Here is a 21,009-nt window from a genome sequence, read left to right on the forward strand (position 1 = left end):
GGCGGAGGCCAATGACCTCATGGGCGGACCAGATTCGAATCGTTTCTTTCTTGACAAAGAGCGTCTTCTTTAGCAGATAACAAGACAGCAGGTGTCATGTTTGACGGGCTGAGCGAAGAATGCTGGTTTGCAGTTGTAATTACATCACCGACAAGGAAATCCGGGACGTTATCAACGAACTCCTTGATCAGGACTGTTGGCAGCTCATCGTTCCCGCCAAGGTTTATCACGCCATGGAAAAGCGCGGCCGTTGCTGCGGCTGCTTCCCGAATGTCGTTGATATCATTATACAGACAACCCAAGATTATCATGCCCGCCGCCACTCGACGGAAGCGGAAATATTTGATTTCATGTCCCGCCTGAAAAAATTCCATGAAGACAACAGGAGAGCGGACATTGAAAGGCGACAAAAAAGTCATCGAGCGGCTTAACGAGGCGCTGTTCCTCGAGCTTGGCGCAGTCAACCAATATTGGGTTCACTACAGACTTCTCGAAGACTGGGGCTACACCAAGCTTGCCAAGAAGGAGCGCGCAGAATCCATCGAGGAAATGCAGCACGCCGATCGCCTCGTTGCCCGCATCATCTTCCTTGAAGGCCATCCCAACCTGCAGACGTTGGCGCCGCTGCGCATCGGCCAGAACGTCAAGGAAGTGCTGGAAGCCGATCTTGCCGGCGAATACGATGCCCGCACCGCCTACAAGAAATCCCGCGATATCTGTCACGATGCCGGCGATTATGTTTCCATGAAGCTGTTCGAAGAGCTCTTGGCGGACGAGGAAGGCCATATCGACTTCCTCGAAACCCAGCTCGAACTGCTCGGAAAAATCGGCGAAGCCAAATATGGCCAGCTCAACGCTGATTCCGCCGATTCCGCAGAATAATCGATACCAGAGCGGTTCGGCTTTTCACGGAAACTCTGAACCACTCTATCTTTTTGTTTTCCGGCAATTCCAAACGGAAAATCGCTACGCACTTTTCCTGGAATTGCTTCAGAATCCGGCCGCACTGCGGCCGGTTTTTTCGTTCAGTCTTCAGCCTTCAGGCCGGCCAGATGGCTGAACTCCGAAACCACCTGCTCGTAGACCGATCGCTTGAAGGCAACGATCAGACCGGGAAGCTCGGCCATCGGCTTCCACTCCCAAGCATCGAATTCCGGTTCATGACCGCCCGGCGGCGGATTAATGGCGATCTCGCTCTCGTCACCGTCGAAGCGGAAGGCGAACCAGCGCTGCGTCTGGCCGCGGTATTTTCCCCTGAGGCCGATGCCGATCAACTGCGGCGGCAGATCGTAATTGATCCAATCCTTCGCTTCCGCGAGCAAGGTCACGGCTTTCATGCCCGTTTCCTCATAAAGCTCGCGATAGGCGGCCTTCAGCGGATCTTCGCCCTCATCTATGCCGCCCTGCGGCATCTGCCAAAGCTGCGGTGAGCCGTCATACTCGGAATTGCCGTCCGGAATGCGGCGGCCGGCCCAAACCAAGCCCTCCCGATTCAGGATCATGATGCCGACACAAGGGCGGTAGGGCAGGTCTTCGGCTCTTACGGGCGCGTGGGGCGTGCTCATTTCTCTCTCCAGGGATCAGCCCGGCGAACCGGGCCAGGGGTCAGGGATGTTTCGGGTCGTCGGCAAGCGCCGAGACGGCGACGATTTCAATGCCGCGCATGGCGGCCTCCTCACTCCATTTGCTGATGGCATCGACGCTTTCGTCGAACGCCGAGGCCACGCCGATCGCGGAACCGTTGCGGCGGGCGATACGCTCGAGCTCATCGAGTTTCTTGAGGATCGCGTCCTGCTGCAGTTCTCCGTCGAGCTGGATATCGGCGAAAGCATGCGGCACTTCCAGTGTCTTGGCGAGCATTCCGGATTTGGATTGCGCCGAAGAGCCATCATCCAGGAATAGCAGGCCGCGCTTTCCAATATCGCGCAGCACAGGTTCCATGGCACTGGGATTGGCGAGGAAGCGGCCGCCAAGATAGTTCATGACACCGGTATAATTGGTGATCTTGCCCATCGCCTTGTGCAGGTTATCGATGTTCCTTGCAGCCGAAAACGAGGTCAGTAGCGTATCCGGGCCGGGATTGTTGCTGGGATAGTCGAAGGGCTCGAACGGCACCTGGATGAGGATCTCATGGCCGCCGCGCCGCGCCTCCTGCATCCAGCGCTGCAGGCTGTTGCCGCTGACGGCAAAAGCAAGCGTGATTTCTTCCGGCAGCTTCTCGATGGCGCGCTGGGTGCCAGTCTGACTCAATCCAAGGCCGCTGACGACGATAGCGACGCGGGTACCGCGCGCGCCGGACCAGGGCCGCGCATATTGATCCATCGGTCGCAGGCCGCTCGGCGATGTGATCGGCAGCTTGCCGAAGGGGGAGTCTTCCAGCAGGCTGTCATTCGGCGTTGCCGCCATGCGCGGGTCCTGGCCCACCTGATTGGCGTTGATCAGGACCGGGCCGCTGCCATCACGGTTGTTCGGGCTGAACATGGTGACGACCGACCCATCGCCGGTAACGATGCGTGTGGTATTGGCGCCGGATTGCGGATCGACCTGGGCTAGTCCGGTCTGTCCGGTTTGCTCGGTCGTAGTCGGCTTGGCTTCGGCTGGAGGAGCCGGATCTTCCTTCTTTGCCGTCTCGACCGGCCGGGTCTTTTGCAGCTGATCGCGCAAAAGCGCCGAATAGAGAGAAAAGCCGGCGATCGCGATCAGGCAGAAGCCGCCGAGAATGCGTCCAAAGGGGATGGAGCGCCGCTGGCGGCCGGGGCCGCGGTTCTGTCCCAACGGTGCATGCAAATCCGTTCCCAAGTTCCAATCCACCCCAAGCGGAAAACTCTATCGGCCTCGAGCATATCGCTCACGAAGAAGCGGAAAAATGCCCGCGGCACTCAAAGCGCTAAAACATGAACAAAATTGTTTCTGAGAGACGTCGGATTCATACGGAATTGAGGCCGGCGGAGACGACCGGAACGCTACACTTCGTCCCGCTCCCTCATCGTGAAAGCGCCGGGTCTGTTTCCAGCCCGGCGCCAGTCCTTACTTTGAGGAAACCGCCTTTTCGGGGTTCGGAGGGAAGGCCGGATCGGTCTTCGCGCCACGCAGCAGGTCGAGTGCGTAGTTGAGCTGGATATCGTCCTTCGGGTCCGGCGGCACGTAGGCCGAAGAGCCGGAGCCCTTGTCGGTCTCGCTCTGGCCCTTGATGTGGCCCGGCAGGCTGGATTCGCCTTCCGTCGTCAGCTTGCCCTTCAGATCGTCGGGAAGTGGCTGGTCGACCTTGACATCGGGGGTAATGCCCGTGCCCTGGATCGAACGGCCCGACGGCGTGTAGTAGAGCGCTGTCGTCAGGCGCAGGGCGCCGTTGCCGTCACCGAGCGGAATGATCGTCTGCACGGAGCCCTTGCCGAAGGACTGGGTACCGAGCACGGTGGCGCGGCGCAGATCCTGCAGCGCGCCGGCGACGATTTCCGAAGCCGAGGCCGAACCGCCGTTGATGAGCACGATGATCGGCTTGCCGTCGGTCAGATCGCCCGGGGTGGCGTTAAAGCGGCGGGTCTCGTCCGGATTGCGGCCGCGGGTCGAAACGATCTCGCCGCGCTCAAGCACGTCGTCGGCAACGTTGATCGCCTGGTCGAGCAGGCCGCCCGGGTTGAGGCGCAGGTCGAGGACGTAGCCCTTCAGCTTGTCGGCCGGGATATCCTTCTTGATCTTGGCGATCGCGGCTTCGAGATCCGGCGTGGTCTTTTCGGTGAAGGAGATGATGCGGATATAACCGACATCGCCACCTTCCTCGCGCGACTTGACGGCGGCAACGGCGATCACGTCACGGATGACGGTGAGCTCGATCGGCTTGTCGACGCCCTTGCGCATCAGGGTAAGCTTGATCGGCGTCTTGACCGGGCCGCGCATCTTTTCGACGGCATCTTCCAGCTTCAGGCCGCGGACGGACTGGCCGTCGATGGCGGTGATATAGTCGCCGGCAAGGACACCGGCCTTGGCAGCCGGCGTATCGTCAATCGGGGTGATGACCTTGACGAGATCGTTGTCCATCGTCACTTCGATGCCGAGACCGCCGAACTCACCCTTGGTCTGGGTGCGCATATCTTCCGCATCCTTGGCGTTCATGTAGCTCGAATGCGGGTCCAGTGAAGACAGCATGCCGTTGATGGCGGCTTCGACGAGCTTGTCTTCCTGGGGAGGGGTCACATACTGCGCACGCACGCGCTCAAAGACATCGCCGAAAATCGACAATTCCTTATAGGTGGAAGTGCCAGCGGCTTCCGCCGGCGCTACCGCCGAGTAGATAACGCCCATCGCGGTCGCACCCATCAATGCGCCGACGAGAACAAGAGAAGCCCTACGTATCATTGCGTGCCTTTCCAGTGTCTTTGGAGGTCCACCAGGGCCGAGAATCGACTGGTTTTCCATCTTTTCGGAATTCAATGTAAAGCGTTGGCCGATCCGTTTCCAGCGCCAATGCAGTCGCGCTCGCGACTCTTTTTTGGCCCATGGTGGCAAGCGGTTCGCCAGCGAAGACGAATCTGCCAGGGCGCGTCTTAATCGCGTCCATGCCCGACAGCACCATGTGATAGCCGTCGCCCGTGTCCAGGATGATCATCTGTCCGTAGCTGCGAAACGCGCCGGCGTAGACGACCGTGCCGTCGGCGGGAGCCGTGACCAGTGCTTCCGGGCCGGTCGCGACGGTCATTCCCATCGCGGTGTGGCCGGTGCCATCGTCGTCGCCGAACTGGCGGAGAATATCGCCCGCCACGGGCAGCTCCAACTTTTTCTTTAGGTCTGAAAATGCATATGCGGGCGTAATGCGGTTTTTATCGGGCACACCGCTCTCGGCGAGGGCTTTCGCCTGCTCGCGCTGCTGTTCGGTCATTTGCGCGCGGCGCGCCTCTTCCGCGCGGGCAGCTGCGGCAGCGTCCCGCACCGAGCCGATCTGGCTTTCCAGCGAGGCGACGAGCCCTTCTAGGCTGGTTGCCTGACCTGCCAGCTCCTCCGCGCGCTTGCGCTCCGCCTCAAGCTGGGTGGCGTTTTCCTTGCTGTGCTTATCATTCTCCGCAATCAGCAGATCCATACGCCGCTCCTCCTCCAGACTGTTGGTCATGGTGGTGGTGAAGCTCGCCTTTTCGGCGGCGGTATCGGCCTGCAACTTGCTGAGATCGGTCAGATCGGCGATGAGCTTGTCCGTCTCCTTGCGCATTCCGGGCACGACGGCGCCGAGAAGAATGGCGCTGCGCACCGATGCGAGCGCATCGTCCGGCGTTACCAGCAAAGCCGGCGGCGGATTGCGTCCCATGCGCTCCAGCGCGCCGAGAACCTCGGCCAGCAGCGCGCGGCGCTCGTGCAGCGAGGCGCGGATCTTGTCTTGCCTGACGGCGAGGTTCGTCAGCGTCTTCTCGCTCTGTTGGATCTTGCGATCCAGGTCCTTGCGACGGGCTGCACTGTCGATCAGCGCCTGACGTAGGCTTTCGGTGCTCTTGTCGAGAGAGGCGATGCTGTCTTCCAGTTCCTTCGTCTTGCCGGACGAGAGGCTGATCGTCTTGGAAAGCGTATCGAGCTGCGCGCGCGTCTCATCGCGCTTGCGCGCAAGGTCTGCTGCCGGGTCAGGGATTTCCTGTGCAGGTGCCGATGCCGTCGCGGAAGGGCGATCGTCAGGCGCTTGCGGCGCGATGGCATCCGCTTCCTGCGCGATGGCGACGTCCTCCCGGGAGAAAGGGCCTGCCATATAGGCGCCCACGCCGAGCATTGCCGCCAAAGCTGGCAGCACGATACGCGAAAGCATGGGCGGGGCTTTTCTCATCCAGTCGGTTCGGCCTGGTCCCTTCGGATCGCGCGAAAATAAGCTGATTTGCCGCGATCATCCAGGAAGCATCGTCATTTTCAGGGCGGGAATCAAAACACGCCTGTGTGAGCGTTTCGTTAACGCAAAAACGGCGAAAGCCAAACTGTTTTCAAAACGGATGGAGCAATCACACCCGATGGTAGGGGTGTCCGGAGAGGATGGTCACGGCTCGGTAGAGCTGTTCGGCAATCAGGATGCGCACCAGCTGGTGCGGCCAGGTCAGCTTGCCCAGGCAAATGGTCATGTCGGCCTTGTCGTAGAGGGCGGGGTCGAGGCCGTCAGCACCGCCGATGGCGATCGTCAGGTCGCGCTTGCCCTGATCGCGGTATGTTCCGAGCATGCCGGCGAAGGCTTCACTGTCGAGCGCCTTGCCGCGCTCATCGAGAAGAATGAGGACACCGCCTTCGGGATGCGCCTTTTGCAAGAGGCTCGCTTCTTCACGCTTGCGGGTCTCGCTATTGGATGCGCGGCTTTCGGCAACCTCGGTCATGCGCGCCATTTCCAGGCCGATGGCTGGTCCGGCCTTGGCGAAACGGTCGAGATAGCGAGCCGCAAGATCCTTTTCCGGGCCGGCTTTCAGCCGTCCCACCGCAAAAAGACCTATCCGCATTCCCGCTCCCACGCAAATCCGCCGTCATGGCGGCACAGAACGAAACTCTTGCCGGAGGTTCATCTCCGGCGATCTAAACCTGCACAGGGGGGCCGGGAAGGCGCCCTTGGATCCTTCCGCATTCCGGGCGGAAAACCGCTACGCAGTTTTCCCGGAAATGCGGTAGCACCGCTAGTGCAGCGTGCCTTCATCGAGATCGGGTGCTGCCCACATCTTTTCGATGTTGTAGAACTCGCGGATCTCGGGTCGGAAGACATGAACGATGATGTCGCCGGTGTCGATCAACACCCAGTCGCCGCCATCGAGACCCTCGACGCGGGCATTGCCGAAGCCCTCGTCCTTGAGATCGGTCATGAGATGGTCGGCAATCGCCAGGACATGGCGGTTCGATCGGCCGGAGACGACGACCATGTAGTCTCCCAGCGCAGACTTGCCAGCAATGTCGATGGTGACGATATTTTCGGCCTTGGAATCCTCGAGGCTTGCGAGGACGGCTTGCAGGGCGCGGGCAGCGGCATCGGCGCCACGTTCCGAGCTCTTCGGGATAACGACAGGCGTTCTTCCCTTGGCGTGTACTGTTGTCAGTGCTCTTCCTTCCTTGAGTAACAGAACATGCACGTGAGTGATCTGAGTCGATCACCTTATAAAGATAGGCATCAAAGCATTAAGGTTTCAAGACGCAGGCCTGTAACTTCGGCCGTTCGGGACAAGGATTTGCGTCTGAACGGGGCTCTTTTGCACCAGATATGGGTGAACATACGCGGCAGATGCCAAAAATCAGCTTTCCGGGGTCACTCCGTCGACAAGAATGAGGTTGCGGCTGAGCGCTTGGTCGCGAACTTCAAGGGCATGGGCATATTCCGGTGAGCGATACCAGGCTCTGGCTCGCTCGATGTCGGGAAACTCGACGATCACGATTGCCTGCGGCGACCAGTCGCCTTCCAGCTTTTCGATCGGGCCGCCGCGGACAAGATAATGCCCTCCATACCGGGTTATGGAGGCGGCTGCGCGGGTCCGGTAGATCTGGAAGGCCTCGGCATCGCTTACCGTGACATCGGAGATGATATAAGCCGACATTGTTTTTCCCATCCGTGCGACGATGAAGAACTCGCGGCACTCCTGTTTGGAAGTGCGCCGTTGTATTGGAAATCAGATAGGCCGCTACCGTCTTCCGTCCATTCTCCCCGGCATGTACAGGCGCGCGAAAGCCGCCTATAAACCATTGAGACCAAACCGTTACAGGTGCCATGACCGACGCTCCGCAGTCATCATTGAAGCCCATTCTCCGCATCAGCTTTTCGGGGCAGGATCGGCTTGGGCGCGGCAAGATGGAGCTTCTCGAGCATATTCAGGAGACCGGCTCGATCTCGGCCGCCGGCCGCGCCATGGACATGTCCTATCGCCGGGCCTGGCTGCTTATCAGCGAACTTAATCACATGTTCCGCGAACCGGTCGTCGAATCGCAACGCGGCGGCCAAAAGGGTGGCGGCGCCGCCCTGACGCCGTTTGGCGAGGAGTTGCTGCGGCGGTTCCGCGGCATGGAAACGACGCTGCGCGCGGCAATAGCCGATGACCTGGACTGGCTCGAAGCCAATCGCAGCTTGGCGGACGCTTCTTCGAAAAAATCCTGACTAATGTTCGAGCGCCACGGTCTTGATGACCGCATGGACCGGCAGCCCGATGCGCAGCCCCAGCCGTTCGGCTGAGAATTGCGTGATGCGGGCAGTGACGATGTCGCCGCCGCAATCGACCCTGATCTCAGCCGTCCCGTCAGCCGCCGTGCCGATTCCCAGCACTTCGCCGCCGAGGATATTGAGGGCGCTGAGACCCTCCGGCCGCGTCGTCGCCAGCATGACGTCACGGGCGGGAATATGGACACGCACCGTCTTGCCGACCGCGGCTACCTGTCCCGGCACGATCAATCTTGCCGCCTTCAGGGCGACGACGGTGAGATGATTGTTATCGTCGATCGCTTCGACGCGGCTTTCCAGCAGCACACCAGCTTCGCGTCGGTCTTCCGCCAGTGGGCCTGAGAGCTGGCTGAAGATGTCGACGGCGGCGCCGATCGCCTCGACCTTGCCGTCGCGCATGACGACGACACGGTTGGCGAGGCGCGCCACTTCGGAGATCGAATGGCTGACATAAATGATCGGTATATTGGTCTCGTCGCGAAGCCGCTCGAGATAGGGAAGGATTTCCGCCTTGCGGGCCTCGTCGAGTGCTGCCAGCGGTTCGTCCATCAGCAGGAGCCGTGGAGAGGAGAGCAGGGCGCGCCCGATCGCGACGCGCTGCTTTTCGCCGCCCGAGAGCTTTGCCGGGCGCCGGTCGAGCAGTGCGCCGATGCCGAGGAGATCGACGACACCATCGAAGCTTTCGCTGCGCTCGTTCCTCGGAGCGAACCAGCGGCCGTAATTGAGGTTCTGCCGCACGGATAGATGCGGAAACAGGCGCGCTTCCTGAAAGACATAGCCGAAGCGGCGGCGGTGACGCGGCACGAAGATTTGTCTGTCGGTGTCCGCGAGCACCGTATCGTCCAGGCTGACGCTGCCGTAATCAGGGCGTGTCAGGCCGGCAATGATACGGACGATCGACGTCTTGCCGGAGCCGGAGCGGCCGAAAAGGGCCGTCACGCCGCCATCGGACGTGAATGCGGCTTCCAGGGAAAAGGCGCCGAGGCGGTGGCGGATATCGACTGAAAGCGTCATTCGAAATCCACCCTGCGGCCTGCGAGATAGGCGAGGAATTCCGAGGCGAGCAGCGCCGCCATGGAAATGACGATGGCGATGATGGTCAGCCGCATGGCGCCGGCATCGCCGCCTGGAACCTGCGTGAAGGTGTAGATCGCCGAAGACAGCGTCTGGGTCTCGCCGGGAATGTTGGAGACGAAGGTGATGGTGGCGCCGAATTCGCCCATGGCCTTGGCGAAGGAGAGGATCATGCCGGCGATGATCCCGGGCAGGATCAAGGGCAGCGTGATCGTCAGAAAGGTCCAGATGGGGCTGGCGCCCAGCGTGCCGGCGGCTTCCTCCAGCTTGCGGTCGACGGCTTCGATCGACAGGCGGATGCTTCTGACCATCAACGGGAAACCCATGACGCCGCAGGCAAGTGCTGCCCCAGTCCAGCGGAAGGAGAAGACGAGGCCGAGATATTGATCAAGTAAAGATCCGATCGGGCCCTTTCGGCCGAAGAGGATCAGGAGGATGAAGCCGGTGACGACGGGCGGCAGGATCAGCGGCAGATGGATAACGCCATTGAGGACCGATTTACCCCAGAACCGGCCGCGTGCGAGCAGGAGGGCAGCGACAACGCCGAAGGGTAGGCTGACCAGCATGGCGACAATGGAAACGCGCAGGCTCAGCTCTATTGCAGTCCATTCGTCGCTGCTCAGACCCAACGCTTCCAAATACCCGCCCCTTAAAACATCTCAGGCTCGCCACGAGTCAGTGAGCCTGAGGGCTTGAACTTTTCATACCTGACCTGCGGTGATGACGCTCACTGCTTCAGGATCGTGAAGCCTTCATGCTCGAAGAATGGAACAGCCTTAGCCGATTTCAGAAAGTCGAAATAGGCTTGTACGTCCGGGTTCTTGCTGCTGCTGGTGATGGCGATCGGGTAGACGATCGGCGGGTGGCTGTCGGCGGGGAAGGTGCCGACGACGGCAACGCCAGGATCGGCCGAGACATCGGTCTGATAGACGATGCCGTAAGGCGCTTCGCCGCGCGAAACGAGCGCAAGGGCGGCACGCACGCTTTCGGCGCCAGCGACCTTCTTTTCGACTGAAGCCCAGACGCCGAGCTTTTCCAGCGCCGTCTTGCCGTATTTGCCTGCTGGTACCGATTCCGGCTGGCCGATCGCCAAGCGGCCGTCGCCAAGCAGGTTAGCAAGATCGAAGCCCTGTTTGATCTCGACCGGCTTCGCCTTGTCCTTGGCGGCGACGAGAACGAGCTTGTTACCCAGCAGGTTGATGCGGCTATCGTCCTTGATCAGCTTCTTGCCGGCGACATAATCCATCCAGTTCGTGTCGGCGGAGATGAAAACATCGGCCGGCGCGCCATTTTCAAGCTGCTTTGCAAGCGGTCCGCTCGCCGCGTAGGAGACAGTGACCTCCTTGCCGGTTTCCTTGGTGAAGGCGGCATCGGCGTTGTCGAGCGCGTTCTTCATGCTGGCGGCGGCAAAGACGACGATCTTGTCGGCGGCGAGGGCCGGTGCCGGAATGACCGAAAGGCCCAGCCATGCTGCTGATACCGCGGCGGTTGCGAGCTTGATCCATTGGCGTCGGCTGGTGGTCATCCTAATTCTCTCCAAAGATGTCGACATATTTTGAGAGATATAACGACACGCGAGGCTTGACTAGGGATGTATTTGCAAAAATACATCGCGATATGATCGCGTAAACCTACGAATTTTATGGATTTTCCGCGACGCAGCGCATATAAGCGGTTTTGGGCATTACAAAAATGCATGACTGAATTTGCCCAGCGGATTGGCGAACGCTCACGAAGTACGACGTAACGTTACGAACCGTGGGATCTTGCGCCATTCTTTCGCCGAATTAAGCCCGATACTGAAAATCAAACGGTGAGAAATTCGCAAAAGAAGCGTTTTTTGGGCAGAAAATTTTCATAGCCATGCGTCATATGCATTGCTGCATTGCGCAATCGCCCATTTATCAATCGGTAAAATCTGGTAAAACATATTCATCGAAACGGCGATCTCCTCCTCCCAATGCCGTTCGATATGGATCAGCAACTCTCCTCCTCCCAGTTGCTGATCAGGTTCAAAAGCCCGACGCACCTCCTCCCGCGTCGGGCTTTTTATTTTTCAGGCTTCCCGAAAATTTGGCGGAATTATTGAGCGGCGCGTAAGGCGGTCGAGCTCAGTGCCGAACGCGGTCCATGGATAAAGGTCCAGGCCGGCGCACGCTTCTTCCAGAGCACGCGAGCGTCATCTTCATCCACGCGGGCATAATGGAAGGTCTTTGCCATCTTGGCCGAGAGATAGGAGAGCGTTGATCCCGGCCGGTCGATGACGGCGATCGGGAAGGTTTGCGCGATTTCCTGCCATTTCTGCCAGCGATGGAACGTATTCAGACTGTCGGCGCCCATGATCCAGATGAAATGGACCTGGCGGTTGCGCGCCTTCACATAGGCCAGCGTATTGGCGGTATAGCTCATGCCCAGCGTCTGCTCGAACGCTGTCACCTTGATACGCGGATTGTGGAGGATCTGCTCGCTCAGCGCGATGCGCTCGGCAAGCGGCGCCAGATGATTGCGGCTCTTTAGCGGATTGCCCGGTGTTACCATCCACCAGAGCTGATCGAGGCCAAGCCGGCGAATGGCGATCTCGGCGACCAGCGCATGACCGCGATGCGGCGGGTTGAACGAGCCGCCAAAAAGACCGACCACCATGCCGCGCTCGGCATGGGGCATGCGCAGATAGCGTTGATCAACCTCTTCTTTCAGCACGTCAGGGCCGTATCTGTCCGGTGCCGCGAACGCGATATTTGAAGGAGGTGAGCTGCTCGACGCCGACAGGCCCGCGCGCATGCATCTTGCCGGTGGCGATACCGATTTCCGCACCCATGCCGAATTCGCCGCCATCGGCAAATTGCGTTGAGGCATTGTGCAGTAGGATCGCCGAATCGATCTCGGTGAAGAAGCGCTCGACAACATCAGGGTCTTCGGCAATCACGGCTTCGGTATGGTTCGACGAATATTTGCCGATATGGCCGATTGCCCCGGAAATGCCGTCGACCAGCGCGACCGAGATGATGGCCGCGAGATATTCGGTCGTCCAATCCTCTTCCGTTGCTGCTTTGAGGCCGGGAACGAGCTGCAGCACATCGGCGGAGCCACGGATTTCGCAGCCGGCCGCGGCAAGTCCGTCAAGCAGCGGCTTCAGGTGGGTGGAAGCGACCTTCTTGTCGACCAGCAGCGTTTCGGCGGCGCCGCAGATGCCCGTGCGGCGCATCTTGGCGTTGACGACGATGGATTTCGCCATGTCGAGATCGGCCGAGGCATCGATATAGATGTGGCAGAGGCCTTCGAGATGGGCAAAGACCGGCACGCGCGCCTCGGTCTGCACGCGGGCGACGAGGCTCTTGCCGCCGCGCGGCACGATAACATCGATATTGCCTTCGAGGCCGCGCAGCATGGCGCCGACGGCGGCGCGATCGCTGACGGGCACGAGCTGGATGGCATGTTCCGGCAGGCCGGCGGCCTTCAATCCTTCGACCAGGCACTCATGGATCGCCTGCGAGGAGCGGCGCGAATCGCTGCCGCAGCGCAGGATCACGGCGTTGCCGGCCTTCAGGCACAGCGCGCCGGCATCGGCCGTCACGTTCGGCCGGCTTTCGAAGATGACGCCGATGACGCCAAGCGGCGTGCGGACGCGCTCGATCTTCAACCCATTCGGACGGTCCCAGGCGGCGATGACTTCACCCACTGGATCGGGCAGGGCGGCGATGGCGCGGATGCCTTCGGCCATTTCGGCGACGCGCTTGTCGTTCAGCGTCAGGCGATCGACGAAGGAGGCGAGCATATCCGTGCCTTCGACGTCTTTCAGATCCTTGGCGTTTTCAGCGAGGATATGATCCTTGCGAGCCAGGATGGTGTCCGCCATGGCATTCAGCGCCTTGTTCTTGCTTTCAGCCGACGCGAAGGCCAGAGGTCGCGACGCAGCCCGGGCCTTGCGGCCGATATCGTTCATCAGCGCGTCGATGTCGGGGCTTTGTGCGACAGTATCAAGCATGAGCTTCATCCTTCTTCGATTTCTCGGCCTTTGCCTTGACGGATGCCGTCATGACGAGGTCGTCGCGATGCACCATGGCGGCGCGGCCGGCATAGCCGAGGATCGCCTCGATCTCCGCCGATTTGCGGCCGGTGATCTGGCGGGCCTCTTCGGCATCATAGCCGACAAGGCCGCGGGCGATCTCGCGGCCGGAGGGGCCGATGACTGCGACGGTATCGCCCCGGCCGAAATGGCCGACGACGCGGCGCACGCCGGCGGGCAGCAGGCTCTTGCCGGCGCCAAGCGCGGTCACCGCGCCATCATCGACATGCAATTCGCCGGCCGGCTGCAGCTGCCCGGCAATCCAGGTCTTGCGGGCGGTGACGGGCGTTCCCGACGGCGCGAACCAGGAGGAGCGGGCGCCGCTCTCGATCGCATTGAGTGGCCGGTCGGTCTTGCCGGAAGCAATAATCATGGCGCAGCCGGCGCCGGTCGCAATCTTGCCCGCATCGATCTTCGTGCGCATACCGCCGCGCGACAGCTCCGAGGCGGCACCGCCGGCCATGGCTTCGATCTCGGGCGTGATCTCCGCGATCGTATCGAGGAATTTCGCCTGCGGATCGAGATGCGGCGGTGCGGTGTAGAGCCCGTCGATATCCGATAGCAGCACCAGCAGATCGGCGCCGGTCATGGTGGCGACGCGGGCGGCGAGGCGATCATTGTCGCCATAGCGGATTTCGCTGGTCGCGACCGTATCGTTTTCGTTGATGATCGGCACGGCGCCAATCTTCAGAAGCTGGTTGATGGTGGCGCGCGCATTGAGATAGCGCCGGCGCTCTTCCGTGTCGCCGAGCGTCAGCAGGATCTGGCCGGCGACGATATCGTCATGCGACAGGCTTTCCGACCAGGCACGGGCCAGCGAGATCTGGCCGACGGCCGCTGCCGCCTGGCTTTCCTCCAGCTTCAGCGCGCCGGAGGGCAGGTCGAGCACGGAGCGGCCGAGCGCGATCGCGCCCGAGGAGACGACCAGAACATCGATGCCCTTGGCCTTCAGTGCGGCAATATCAGCGCACATGCCGTCGAGCCAGGATTTCTTCAAGCCGGTCTTGCGATCGACGAGAAGGGCCGAGCCGATCTTGATGACGATGCGGCGGTAGCGATCGAGCGGCTTGCGGGCAGTCATCCCTGATGGTCCTCGTCATCAACGCCGACATCATCGGCGGACTGCATGTCGCGATGCCGCAGCTTCGGCGTTTTTGCCGGCTTGTCCGCTTCGCCGGCATTGGCTTCGACGATGACGTCGCGTAGCGCGCGCAGCACTTCCGTCATGCCGCGGCCGGTGGCGGCGGAAATCTGGAAGGGCGTCTTGCCACAGGCCCGCGCCAGCTCGCGCGTCTTCTTCTTCAGCGTTTCCTCGTCCAGCACGTCGATCTGCGAGAGGGCAACGATTTCCGGCTTGTCCGTGATGTCGTTGCCATAGGCTTCCAGCTCGTGCTTCACGGTCTTGTAGGCCTTGCCGACCTTTTCTTCCTGGGCGGAGACCAGATGCAGCAGCACGCGCGTGCGCTCGACATGGCCGAGGAAGCGGTCGCCGATGCCGACGCCCTCATGGGCGCCTTCGATCAGGCCGGGAATATCGGCCAAAATGAACTCCTGGCCGTCGATGGTGGCAACGCCGAGATTAGGATGCAGCGTCGTGAAGGGATAATTGGCGATCTTCGGCCGTGCACGGCTGACGGCTGCGAGAAACGTCGATTTTCCGGCATTCGGCAGGCCGACGAGGCCGGCATCGGCGATGAGTTTCAGCCGCAGCCAGATGGTCTTTTCTTCGCCCGGAAGACCGGGATTGGCCCAGTCCGGCGCCTGATTGACCGAGGATTTGAAATAGGCATTACCGAAGCCACCATTGCCACCTGCGGCCAGCCGGAAGCGCTGGCCTTCTTCCGTCAAATCGCAGATTAGCGTTTCCTGGTCTTCTTCGAAGATCTGCGTTCCCACGGGCACTTTCAGCGTCACGTCGTCGCCCTTGGCGCCGGCGCGGTTCTTGCCCATGCCATGCATGCCGACCTTCGCCTTGAAGTGCTGCTGGTAGCGGAAATCGATCAGTGTATTCAGGCCATTGACGGCCTCGACCCAGACATCGCCGCCGCGGCCGCCATCGCCGCCATCCGGGCCGCCGAACTCGATGAATTTCTCGCGGCGGAAGGAGACGCTGCCCGCGCCGCCGTCGCCTGAGCGAATATAGACTTTTGCTTCATCGAGAAATTTCATCTTACGTCCGTCACCCGGTGTCGGCGCATATCCCCTCGGATCGAATGGGATTCACAAAAGCCTATGCGCTCTTTTCAATGTCTGCCGCTCCTTCTGCATCTAAAAGAAACATCGAGCGGCCGTTTGCCCGTCATGTCGCCTTCGATATAGGCGCTTCGGGCTGAGGTCAAAGAATATCGTGCGGCTCCAGCGCCATAAAGGGGCGGAACTGCATGATTGATATGACGGCCATCGCCGGACGGGCCGGCGATGGCCTATTCTCATGGCTCAGGCCGCCTGCGAGAGCCGCAGCGCGCCCGGCTTCAGCACGGTTTCGATATGCGGAACCATGGTGTTGCGGGCAAAGCTGTAGATCTCCGAGCAGCCGATAATCTCGAAGCCGAGCTTCTGCTGCAGCTTGAGCGACGCCGGATTGTCGGCGAAGACGCCGGAATAAACGGCGACTTCGGGCATGCGGCGGGCAAAACGTTCGAGCGCAGCCTTGACCGCTTCGGTCATGATGCCTTGCCGCCAGTAGAAGCGGTTCAGCCAATAACCGAGGTGCCAGCGGCCGTGGCGAAGCTCGATGCCGACGCAGCCGATATGGGCATCATCCCGCTCGGTGATGGCGAGCTCCCAATCGACACCGAGGCCGGAGGTGTGCTCGACCAGCCAGTCGAGCGCATCCTGCCGGTCATAGGGCGCGGGAACGCGGGCCAGCATGCGGGTGACGGCGAAATCCGAAAGCGATTCCGCAATCATATCGGCGTCGCTGAGCCGGTGCGGGCGCAGCGTCAGTCGGCCGGTCTGGATGACCGGCGTTGGCCCGGGCGTCAGAATCCGGGTATCGCGGCGGGTGAGGGTGAGAGCGTTCATCTCATGCCTCCCCAGCTGCGCAGCGAGATCCAGGTCTTGCGGTCGAGCCGGTACCATTCGACCGGCACGGTGCTGCCGAGCGCCAGCGACGCAGCAAGGCCGGATCCCTGGAACTGGAAGCCGCACTTCTGCACGACGCGCCTCGATGCGACGTTCGTTACCCGGCAACGGGCATCGATTTGCGCCACATTCTCACGCGTGCGGAAGACCATGTCGATGAGGGCATGGGCCGCTTCCGTCGTATAGCCCTGGTTCCAATAGGGCTCGCCCAGCCAGTAACCGATCTCGACCGTGTTCGGGTCGCCGGTGGGTTCGACCCCGCAGCAACCGAGAAAGGCGCCGTTGTCGGCTTTGGTAATCGCATAGACGCACTTGCCAATCTCGCCAAGCTTCGTGCGTCGCACGAAATCGGCGGCATCGGCGGTCGTATACGGGTGCGGCATACGCGATACCATTGTGGCGACATGGGCGTTGTTGGCGAGATGGGCAAGGGCGTCGATGTCTTCTTCGTGGGGCGCGCGCAGAACGAGCCTTTCCGACAGTAAGACAGGGCAATCGGTCCTTAACCGCTCCGGCCTCAGCCGTTCTTCGGGAGACCTCGATTGGTCTTCCCTTAACAATTCGCCTTGCATGGTTCAGTCCTCCTTGGTTGAGGGTAAGAAAAAGGGGAGATGGCGCCCCATCTCCCCTGTTTTCTGGACTGAACCTGATGCGGTCAGCCGGGTCGATGAGACGCCGGCTGTTTTAGAGCGCTACCGGCTTATTCCGCTGCTTCCGCTTTCGGCATTACAGACACGTACACGCGGCCATTGGCCTTCGTACGGTAGTTCACGTTGCCCGCCGTAAGCGCAAAAATCGTGTGATCCTTGCCGAGGCCAACGTTGGAACCCGGGTGCCACTGCGTGCCGCGCTGACGCACGATAATGTTGCCTGCGATGACGGCTTCGCCGCCGAACTTCTTCACGCCAAGGCGCTTGGATTCGGAATCGCGACCGTTGCGCGAGGAACCGCCAGCTTTTTTGTGTGCCATTGGAGTTCTCCTTTAAACCTTGATCCCGTTACTTACTTGGCAGCCACGATGTCCGTGATGCGGACAACAGTGTGATGCTGGCGATGGCCGCGCGAACGCTTCGAGTTCTGACGACGGCGCTTCTTGAAGGCGATGACCTTCTTGCCGCGGTTGTGCTCGACCACTTCGGCCTTGACGGAAGCGCCCTTGACGAAGGGAGCACCAATCGCAGCGTCGGCGCCTTCGCCGATAACGAGGACTTCGGTGAATTCTACGGTGTCGCCGGCGGTGACTTCGAGCTTCTCGATGGTCAGCACGTCGTTGGCTGCCACACGGTACTGCTTACCGCCGGTCTTGATGACTGCGAACATTTTTTATCCTTTCATGTTCGTTCCGGCTCTCTCGCTTCGAGGGCGAGCGGCCGTCTTTTTATCAGTCGAAACTTAGCAGGGATTCCAAAGGCTTGAGCCTTCAAAAAGTTCTGCCGGTGAAACCCTGCGTGAAGCAGGGCGGGCAAGGGGCGGACTTATCCACACCTATTGCGTCGCACGGGATATATAAGCGCCCCTGATCTGTCAAGGCAAAAGGATCATAAAGCTTTCACATTCGCCCTTGCCATCCCTCTCTTCTGTCGCTATGTAGCCCCCGCGCTGAGAAACGCGCCGACCAGCATAACCGGAGAGGTGGCAGAGTGGTCGAATGCACCGCACTCGAAATGCGGCATACCTGCAAGGGTATCGTGGGTTCAAATCCCACCCTCTCCGCCATTTTGGCTTTCGCTACCCGTCACTTTCAAGTGAACTGAACAGGCAGCCGCGCAATAGCCTAAAACGCTTCAACTCCCTGGAAACGGATAGACTACCTCCGCAAACGATCCCGTCGGAAACACATAGAATCTCTTTCTCGCATTCAACTCAGATCTTGGATTGACTCGCATGGGCAACCATAGAGGCAGATTTAACAGATTGCGACGGATATGTTAAAGAAATAGGGTTTTTTTAACATATCGAGTCGCACATGTTAAATCCGTCCTATCAGCTTCCTGATCTGACATCGCTTCATGGCTTAGAAACCATCGAAGTTTTCAAGGCACTCGCCGCCGCGAACAGATCACTCGCTGAGTTGAAGGGGCGAGCCGCGGCAATACCCAATCAGGGAATTCTGATCGACACGCTTGCATTGCAAGAGGCAAAAGCAAGCTCGGAGATCGAAAACATCGTCACCACCCAGGACGAATTGTTTCAGGCGGACCTGTTTCCAGAGGGGTTGGAGTCTCCTGCAGCAAAAGAAGTTGCTCTGTATCGAGATGCCCTCAAATTCGGCTTTGACAATCTTCGGCAAACCGAAGGTCTGATTACGAATGCGACTATCATCGGTATGTTTCAGCTTCTCAAACGGCGCACGGATGGTTTTCGCCAGACGCCAGGCACAGCGCTCCGAAACGATCACTCGGGTGAGATCGTCTATGTGCCTCCCCAGGACCAGCGCGACATTAACCTAGCAATGAGCGGGCTTGAGCGTTTCGTAAATGATGATGCGCTCTCAACGCTCGACCCGCTTATCAAAATGGCATTGATCCACCATCAATTCGAAAGCATTCATCCGTTCCCGGATGGCAATGGCCGCATAGGGCGTATCCTGAACGTTCTCTACCTTACACGAGTGGGTCTCCTCGAAATTCCCATTCTCTATCTCAGCCGCGCCATAAACAACTCGAAGGGTGAGTATTATCGCCTGCTGCAATATGTGCGCGATACCGGTGAATGGAAGGATTGGCTTATCTACATGCTGCGAGCGGTCGATGAGACCGCTAAAACGACGCTGGACCTGGTCGAGAATATTCGCCAGCAGATGGCGACAGCAAAAAAGCGACTCCGAACGGAATTTCCGAAAATCTACTCGCAGGATCTGCTCAACAACTTATTCCGGCATCCTTACACGCGGATCGATTACGTGCAGAAAGAGCTGAATGTTACGCGCCAGACGGCGGCTCGCTATCTCGATGCGCTCGCCGATGCCGGAATTTTGAGCAAACACCAGAGTGGGCGCAACAATTACTACATCAATGAGCCGCTAATTGCCCTATTTTTAAAGGTATCTGAGTGATGAGAATCTGCCGGGATAATTCTTGGCATCCTCTCCGCCATTTCGCCCTTTGTTTCAGACCGCTGTCGATCACGGTGATCTGCTGAAAGTCAGCCAGGCGTGTCTCGATTCTCCGGAAATCGATAAACCACGTCGGCAAACGACCCCGTCGGGAAGACGTAGAAGAACTTCAAATTGGCTGACGATTCGTTGCGGATGCCATGTTCGGCGCTGCCGGGGATGAAAACGGTTGTGCCTGATTTGACCGTTGTTTCCTGACCGTCGATCCAGACGATGCCGGTTCCTTCGAAGATGAAGTAGATTTCCGCTGGGTCGTGGCGATGCGGCTTGAGTTCGCCGCCGGGGGCTAGTTCGGCTATGCCGGCGCTCATGCTGTCGGTGGGGGTGATGTCGCTGCTGAGCAGTGTGTGCCAGGAGATGGAGCCGTGGACGGGATCGTTCCATCCGTCGCGCGGGCGTTCGTCGGCTGTGGTGATAACGGCTTGCGATCGCTTTGTCATTTTACCTCGGTACGGTGGGTCGGCAATCACGCGGAACGGTGTCACAACGATACGGAATGTCAATCGGCCGCTGCCAAGTTCCGATCGTCGGCTTGTAGTTGGGCGAGATCCGCCATGATGAAAGAGGCTGTGCCGATACGGCATTGCCGGCCGGAGCGGATGGCCCTCGACTCTTTAGTTTCGACTTTTGAGATCGTGCCGCCCAGCTCCACCGCAGGAAGACCGCAATCAGGCTCGAGGTGGTTTCTGGGGCATCTTCGAAGCAATAACGGCCGTAGGAGGCGCTCGATGGGCGCCGGCGTGAAAAGGGCGGAAAGGAGCGGGAGGAAATGCTCCGCATACAGCGCCCTGTCTGCCTTGCTCAAATAGGGAGCGCCGGCGTGCTACTGATGATGCGCTCGGCGGCCGAATCTGATCTTTCGAATTGATGGGCGCCGATCAAAGCCTTTGACCCCAGTCGAGCGCGTCAAGGCACTCGGAAGCAATGCTATCGCGACCCATCAAACTCTCTTTATCCAAATGTATCTATCAGACGGTGGCACAAGAGGTAACGCTCGTATTAATATGCAAGCTATATTTCTACCTGACGAGCCGTAATGTGAGGGATACTGTCTTTATGCTGAGACTATTCTCCTATTCACAAAGCCACTACAAGGTGATACTTTAACTCTGCGCAGGTTACTGAACTCCAGTTCGGCCCCGACTCGCGCAACAGTGCCACGTAGCCGCCCTGCCTGGCCCCACCGGGCAGGGCATTCATTTCAGACCATTATAGCCTTGATAGGCGATACAGTTTGATACTTTCCCACCAAGCTTAGCCCGACTTAACATCGGGCTTTTTTTGCGAAAGCGGCGGTTCAGAGGACCCGGCCGATACCCTCGTTCGGTCCGCCTTCAGCCGGGCCCTTTGCACTGGGGGACTGCAGCATAGGTGTAGATCCGGGACATCTCGACATTTGTGATTCGAGGAATTCAAATCTCATATCCGAGATTTACATCCGGTCTGTTGGTCTAAACGATAATACAGCCGAGCCACCCTTAGCACGATTCCAAATTCTGTGGTCTTCTTTTTTAAAAAGAGAGATTT

The 21,009-nt window shown here is 59.6% G+C and carries 24 protein-coding genes, 1 tRNA gene and 1 pseudogene; 5 read left to right on the forward strand and 21 right to left on the reverse strand.

Annotated features, from left to right (window positions below):
• Positions 1–17 precede the first annotated feature (17 nt).
• The gene (locus GDN47_RS32445; protein ID WP_371865536.1) at positions 18–272 is read right to left on the reverse strand and encodes a hypothetical protein; all 255 of its coding nucleotides are present in this window, start codon (positions 270–272) and stop codon (positions 18–20) included.
• Here GDN47_RS32445 and GDN47_RS26215 point away from each other — a divergent pair.
• Together GDN47_RS26215 and bfr are read left to right on the forward strand one after the other, a co-directional pair.
• Entirely contained in the window at positions 159–431 is a 273-nt protein-coding gene (locus tag GDN47_RS26215; RefSeq protein ID WP_244575290.1) for a (2Fe-2S)-binding protein, read from the forward strand. The genes GDN47_RS32445 and GDN47_RS26215 overlap by 114 nt on opposite strands.
• The gene (bfr, locus tag GDN47_RS26220; protein ID WP_069611399.1) at positions 397–882 is read left to right on the forward strand and encodes a bacterioferritin; all 486 of its coding nucleotides are present in this window, start codon (positions 397–399) and stop codon (positions 880–882) included. Before GDN47_RS26215 ends, bfr begins: the two co-directional genes overlap by 35 nt.
• Before the next feature lie 143 nt (positions 883–1,025).
• Here the strand turns inward: bfr and GDN47_RS26225 are convergent, their stop codons facing one another.
• From GDN47_RS26225 to GDN47_RS26255, 7 genes and pseudogenes are all read right to left on the reverse strand, one after another.
• Positions 1,026–1,565 (reverse strand): RNA pyrophosphohydrolase, encoded by a 540-nt coding sequence (locus GDN47_RS26225; RefSeq protein ID WP_113352827.1) that lies wholly within the window; start codon positions 1,563–1,565, stop codon positions 1,026–1,028.
• A gap of 40 nt (positions 1,566–1,605) precedes the next feature.
• Positions 1,606–2,799: a divergent polysaccharide deacetylase family protein gene (locus tag GDN47_RS26230; protein WP_152094588.1), complete on the reverse strand. Its 1,194-nt coding sequence runs from the start codon at positions 2,797–2,799 to the stop codon at positions 1,606–1,608.
• Positions 2,800–3,027: 228 nt separating this feature from the next.
• Complete coding sequence (locus GDN47_RS26235) at positions 3,028–4,356, reverse strand: S41 family peptidase (protein ID WP_113333468.1); 1,329 nt, start codon at positions 4,354–4,356, stop codon at positions 3,028–3,030.
• Positions 4,346–5,782, reverse strand: coding sequence for a murein hydrolase activator EnvC family protein (locus GDN47_RS26240; protein WP_233790145.1), 1,437 nt, complete (start codon positions 5,780–5,782; stop codon positions 4,346–4,348). Before GDN47_RS26240 ends, GDN47_RS26235 begins: the two co-directional genes overlap by 11 nt.
• A 187-nt stretch (positions 5,783–5,969) precedes the next feature.
• Complete coding sequence (rlmH, locus tag GDN47_RS26245; protein ID WP_113352824.1) at positions 5,970–6,452, reverse strand: 23S rRNA (pseudouridine(1915)-N(3))-methyltransferase RlmH; 483 nt, start codon at positions 6,450–6,452, stop codon at positions 5,970–5,972.
• Between the two features lie 171 nt (positions 6,453–6,623).
• Positions 6,624–7,066, reverse strand: a pseudogene (gene rsfS / locus GDN47_RS26250) (ribosome silencing factor).
• Positions 7,067–7,229: 163 nt separating this feature from the next.
• Positions 7,230–7,529 carry a DUF1330 domain-containing protein gene (locus tag GDN47_RS26255; RefSeq protein WP_095433357.1) on the reverse strand — a complete coding sequence of 100 codons (300 nt, stop codon included), beginning with the start codon at positions 7,527–7,529 and terminating at the stop codon, positions 7,230–7,232.
• Positions 7,530–7,699: 170 nt separating this feature from the next.
• Here GDN47_RS26255 and GDN47_RS26260 point away from each other — a divergent pair, with 170 nt between their 5' ends.
• Positions 7,700–8,083: a winged helix-turn-helix domain-containing protein gene (locus GDN47_RS26260; RefSeq protein WP_113333472.1), complete on the forward strand. Its 384-nt coding sequence runs from the start codon at positions 7,700–7,702 to the stop codon at positions 8,081–8,083.
• Here GDN47_RS26260 and modC read toward each other — a convergent pair whose 3' ends face one another.
• From modC to rplU, 12 genes are all read right to left on the reverse strand, one after another.
• Positions 8,084–9,157, reverse strand: a complete 1,074-nt coding sequence (modC, locus tag GDN47_RS26265; protein ID WP_152094590.1) for a molybdenum ABC transporter ATP-binding protein — start codon at positions 9,155–9,157, stop codon at positions 8,084–8,086.
• Positions 9,154–9,855: a molybdate ABC transporter permease subunit gene (modB, locus tag GDN47_RS26270; RefSeq protein WP_152094591.1), complete on the reverse strand. Its 702-nt coding sequence runs from the start codon at positions 9,853–9,855 to the stop codon at positions 9,154–9,156. Before modB ends, modC begins: the two co-directional genes overlap by 4 nt.
• Before the next feature lie 89 nt (positions 9,856–9,944).
• The gene (modA, locus tag GDN47_RS26275; RefSeq protein ID WP_152094592.1) at positions 9,945–10,742 is read right to left on the reverse strand and encodes a molybdate ABC transporter substrate-binding protein; all 798 of its coding nucleotides are present in this window, start codon (positions 10,740–10,742) and stop codon (positions 9,945–9,947) included.
• A gap of 330 nt (positions 10,743–11,072) precedes the next feature.
• The gene (locus GDN47_RS32140) at positions 11,073–11,246 is read right to left on the reverse strand and encodes a hypothetical protein (protein WP_173002574.1); all 174 of its coding nucleotides are present in this window, start codon (positions 11,244–11,246) and stop codon (positions 11,073–11,075) included.
• 53 nt (positions 11,247–11,299) lie between these two features.
• The gene (locus GDN47_RS26280; RefSeq protein WP_229002124.1) at positions 11,300–11,881 is read right to left on the reverse strand and encodes a nicotinate-nucleotide adenylyltransferase; all 582 of its coding nucleotides are present in this window, start codon (positions 11,879–11,881) and stop codon (positions 11,300–11,302) included.
• A 37-nt stretch (positions 11,882–11,918) separates the two neighbouring features.
• Complete coding sequence (locus GDN47_RS26285) at positions 11,919–13,202, reverse strand: glutamate-5-semialdehyde dehydrogenase (protein WP_152094593.1); 1,284 nt, start codon at positions 13,200–13,202, stop codon at positions 11,919–11,921.
• The gene (proB, locus tag GDN47_RS26290) at positions 13,195–14,364 is read right to left on the reverse strand and encodes a glutamate 5-kinase (protein ID WP_152094594.1); all 1,170 of its coding nucleotides are present in this window, start codon (positions 14,362–14,364) and stop codon (positions 13,195–13,197) included. Before proB ends, GDN47_RS26285 begins: the two co-directional genes overlap by 8 nt.
• Positions 14,361–15,452, reverse strand: coding sequence for a GTPase ObgE (obgE, locus tag GDN47_RS26295; protein ID WP_152094595.1), 1,092 nt, complete (start codon positions 15,450–15,452; stop codon positions 14,361–14,363). Before obgE ends, proB begins: the two co-directional genes overlap by 4 nt.
• A 267-nt stretch (positions 15,453–15,719) precedes the next feature.
• Entirely contained in the window at positions 15,720–16,307 is a 588-nt protein-coding gene (locus tag GDN47_RS26300) for a GNAT family N-acetyltransferase (RefSeq protein ID WP_113366489.1), read from the reverse strand.
• Entirely contained in the window at positions 16,304–16,939 is a 636-nt protein-coding gene (locus GDN47_RS26305; protein WP_113352816.1) for a GNAT family N-acetyltransferase, read from the reverse strand. Before GDN47_RS26305 ends, GDN47_RS26300 begins: the two co-directional genes overlap by 4 nt.
• A gap of 128 nt (positions 16,940–17,067) precedes the next feature.
• The gene (gene rpmA / locus GDN47_RS26310) at positions 17,068–17,337 is read right to left on the reverse strand and encodes a 50S ribosomal protein L27 (protein WP_004127267.1); all 270 of its coding nucleotides are present in this window, start codon (positions 17,335–17,337) and stop codon (positions 17,068–17,070) included.
• 32 nt (positions 17,338–17,369) lie between these two features.
• Positions 17,370–17,687: a 50S ribosomal protein L21 gene (gene rplU / locus GDN47_RS26315; RefSeq protein ID WP_028753733.1), complete on the reverse strand. Its 318-nt coding sequence runs from the start codon at positions 17,685–17,687 to the stop codon at positions 17,370–17,372.
• A 306-nt stretch (positions 17,688–17,993) separates the two neighbouring features.
• Between rplU and GDN47_RS26320 the strand changes: the two genes are divergently transcribed.
• Positions 17,994–18,083, forward strand: a tRNA-Ser gene (locus GDN47_RS26320).
• A 250-nt stretch (positions 18,084–18,333) separates the two neighbouring features.
• On the forward strand, positions 18,334–19,422 hold the full coding sequence (locus tag GDN47_RS26325; RefSeq protein ID WP_152094596.1) for a Fic family protein: 1,089 nt from the start codon (positions 18,334–18,336) through the stop codon (positions 19,420–19,422).
• 89 nt (positions 19,423–19,511) lie between these two features.
• Here the strand turns inward: GDN47_RS26325 and GDN47_RS26330 are convergent, their stop codons facing one another.
• Positions 19,512–19,922, reverse strand: a complete 411-nt coding sequence (locus GDN47_RS26330; RefSeq protein WP_152094597.1) for a cupin domain-containing protein — start codon at positions 19,920–19,922, stop codon at positions 19,512–19,514.
• Positions 19,923–21,009: the final 1,087 nt, after the last annotated feature.

Origin of the sequence: Martinezella dioscoreae (assembly GCF_009176305.1) — a bacterium.
Taxonomy (GTDB): Bacteria; Pseudomonadota; Alphaproteobacteria; order Rhizobiales; family Rhizobiaceae; genus Rhizobium; species Rhizobium dioscoreae.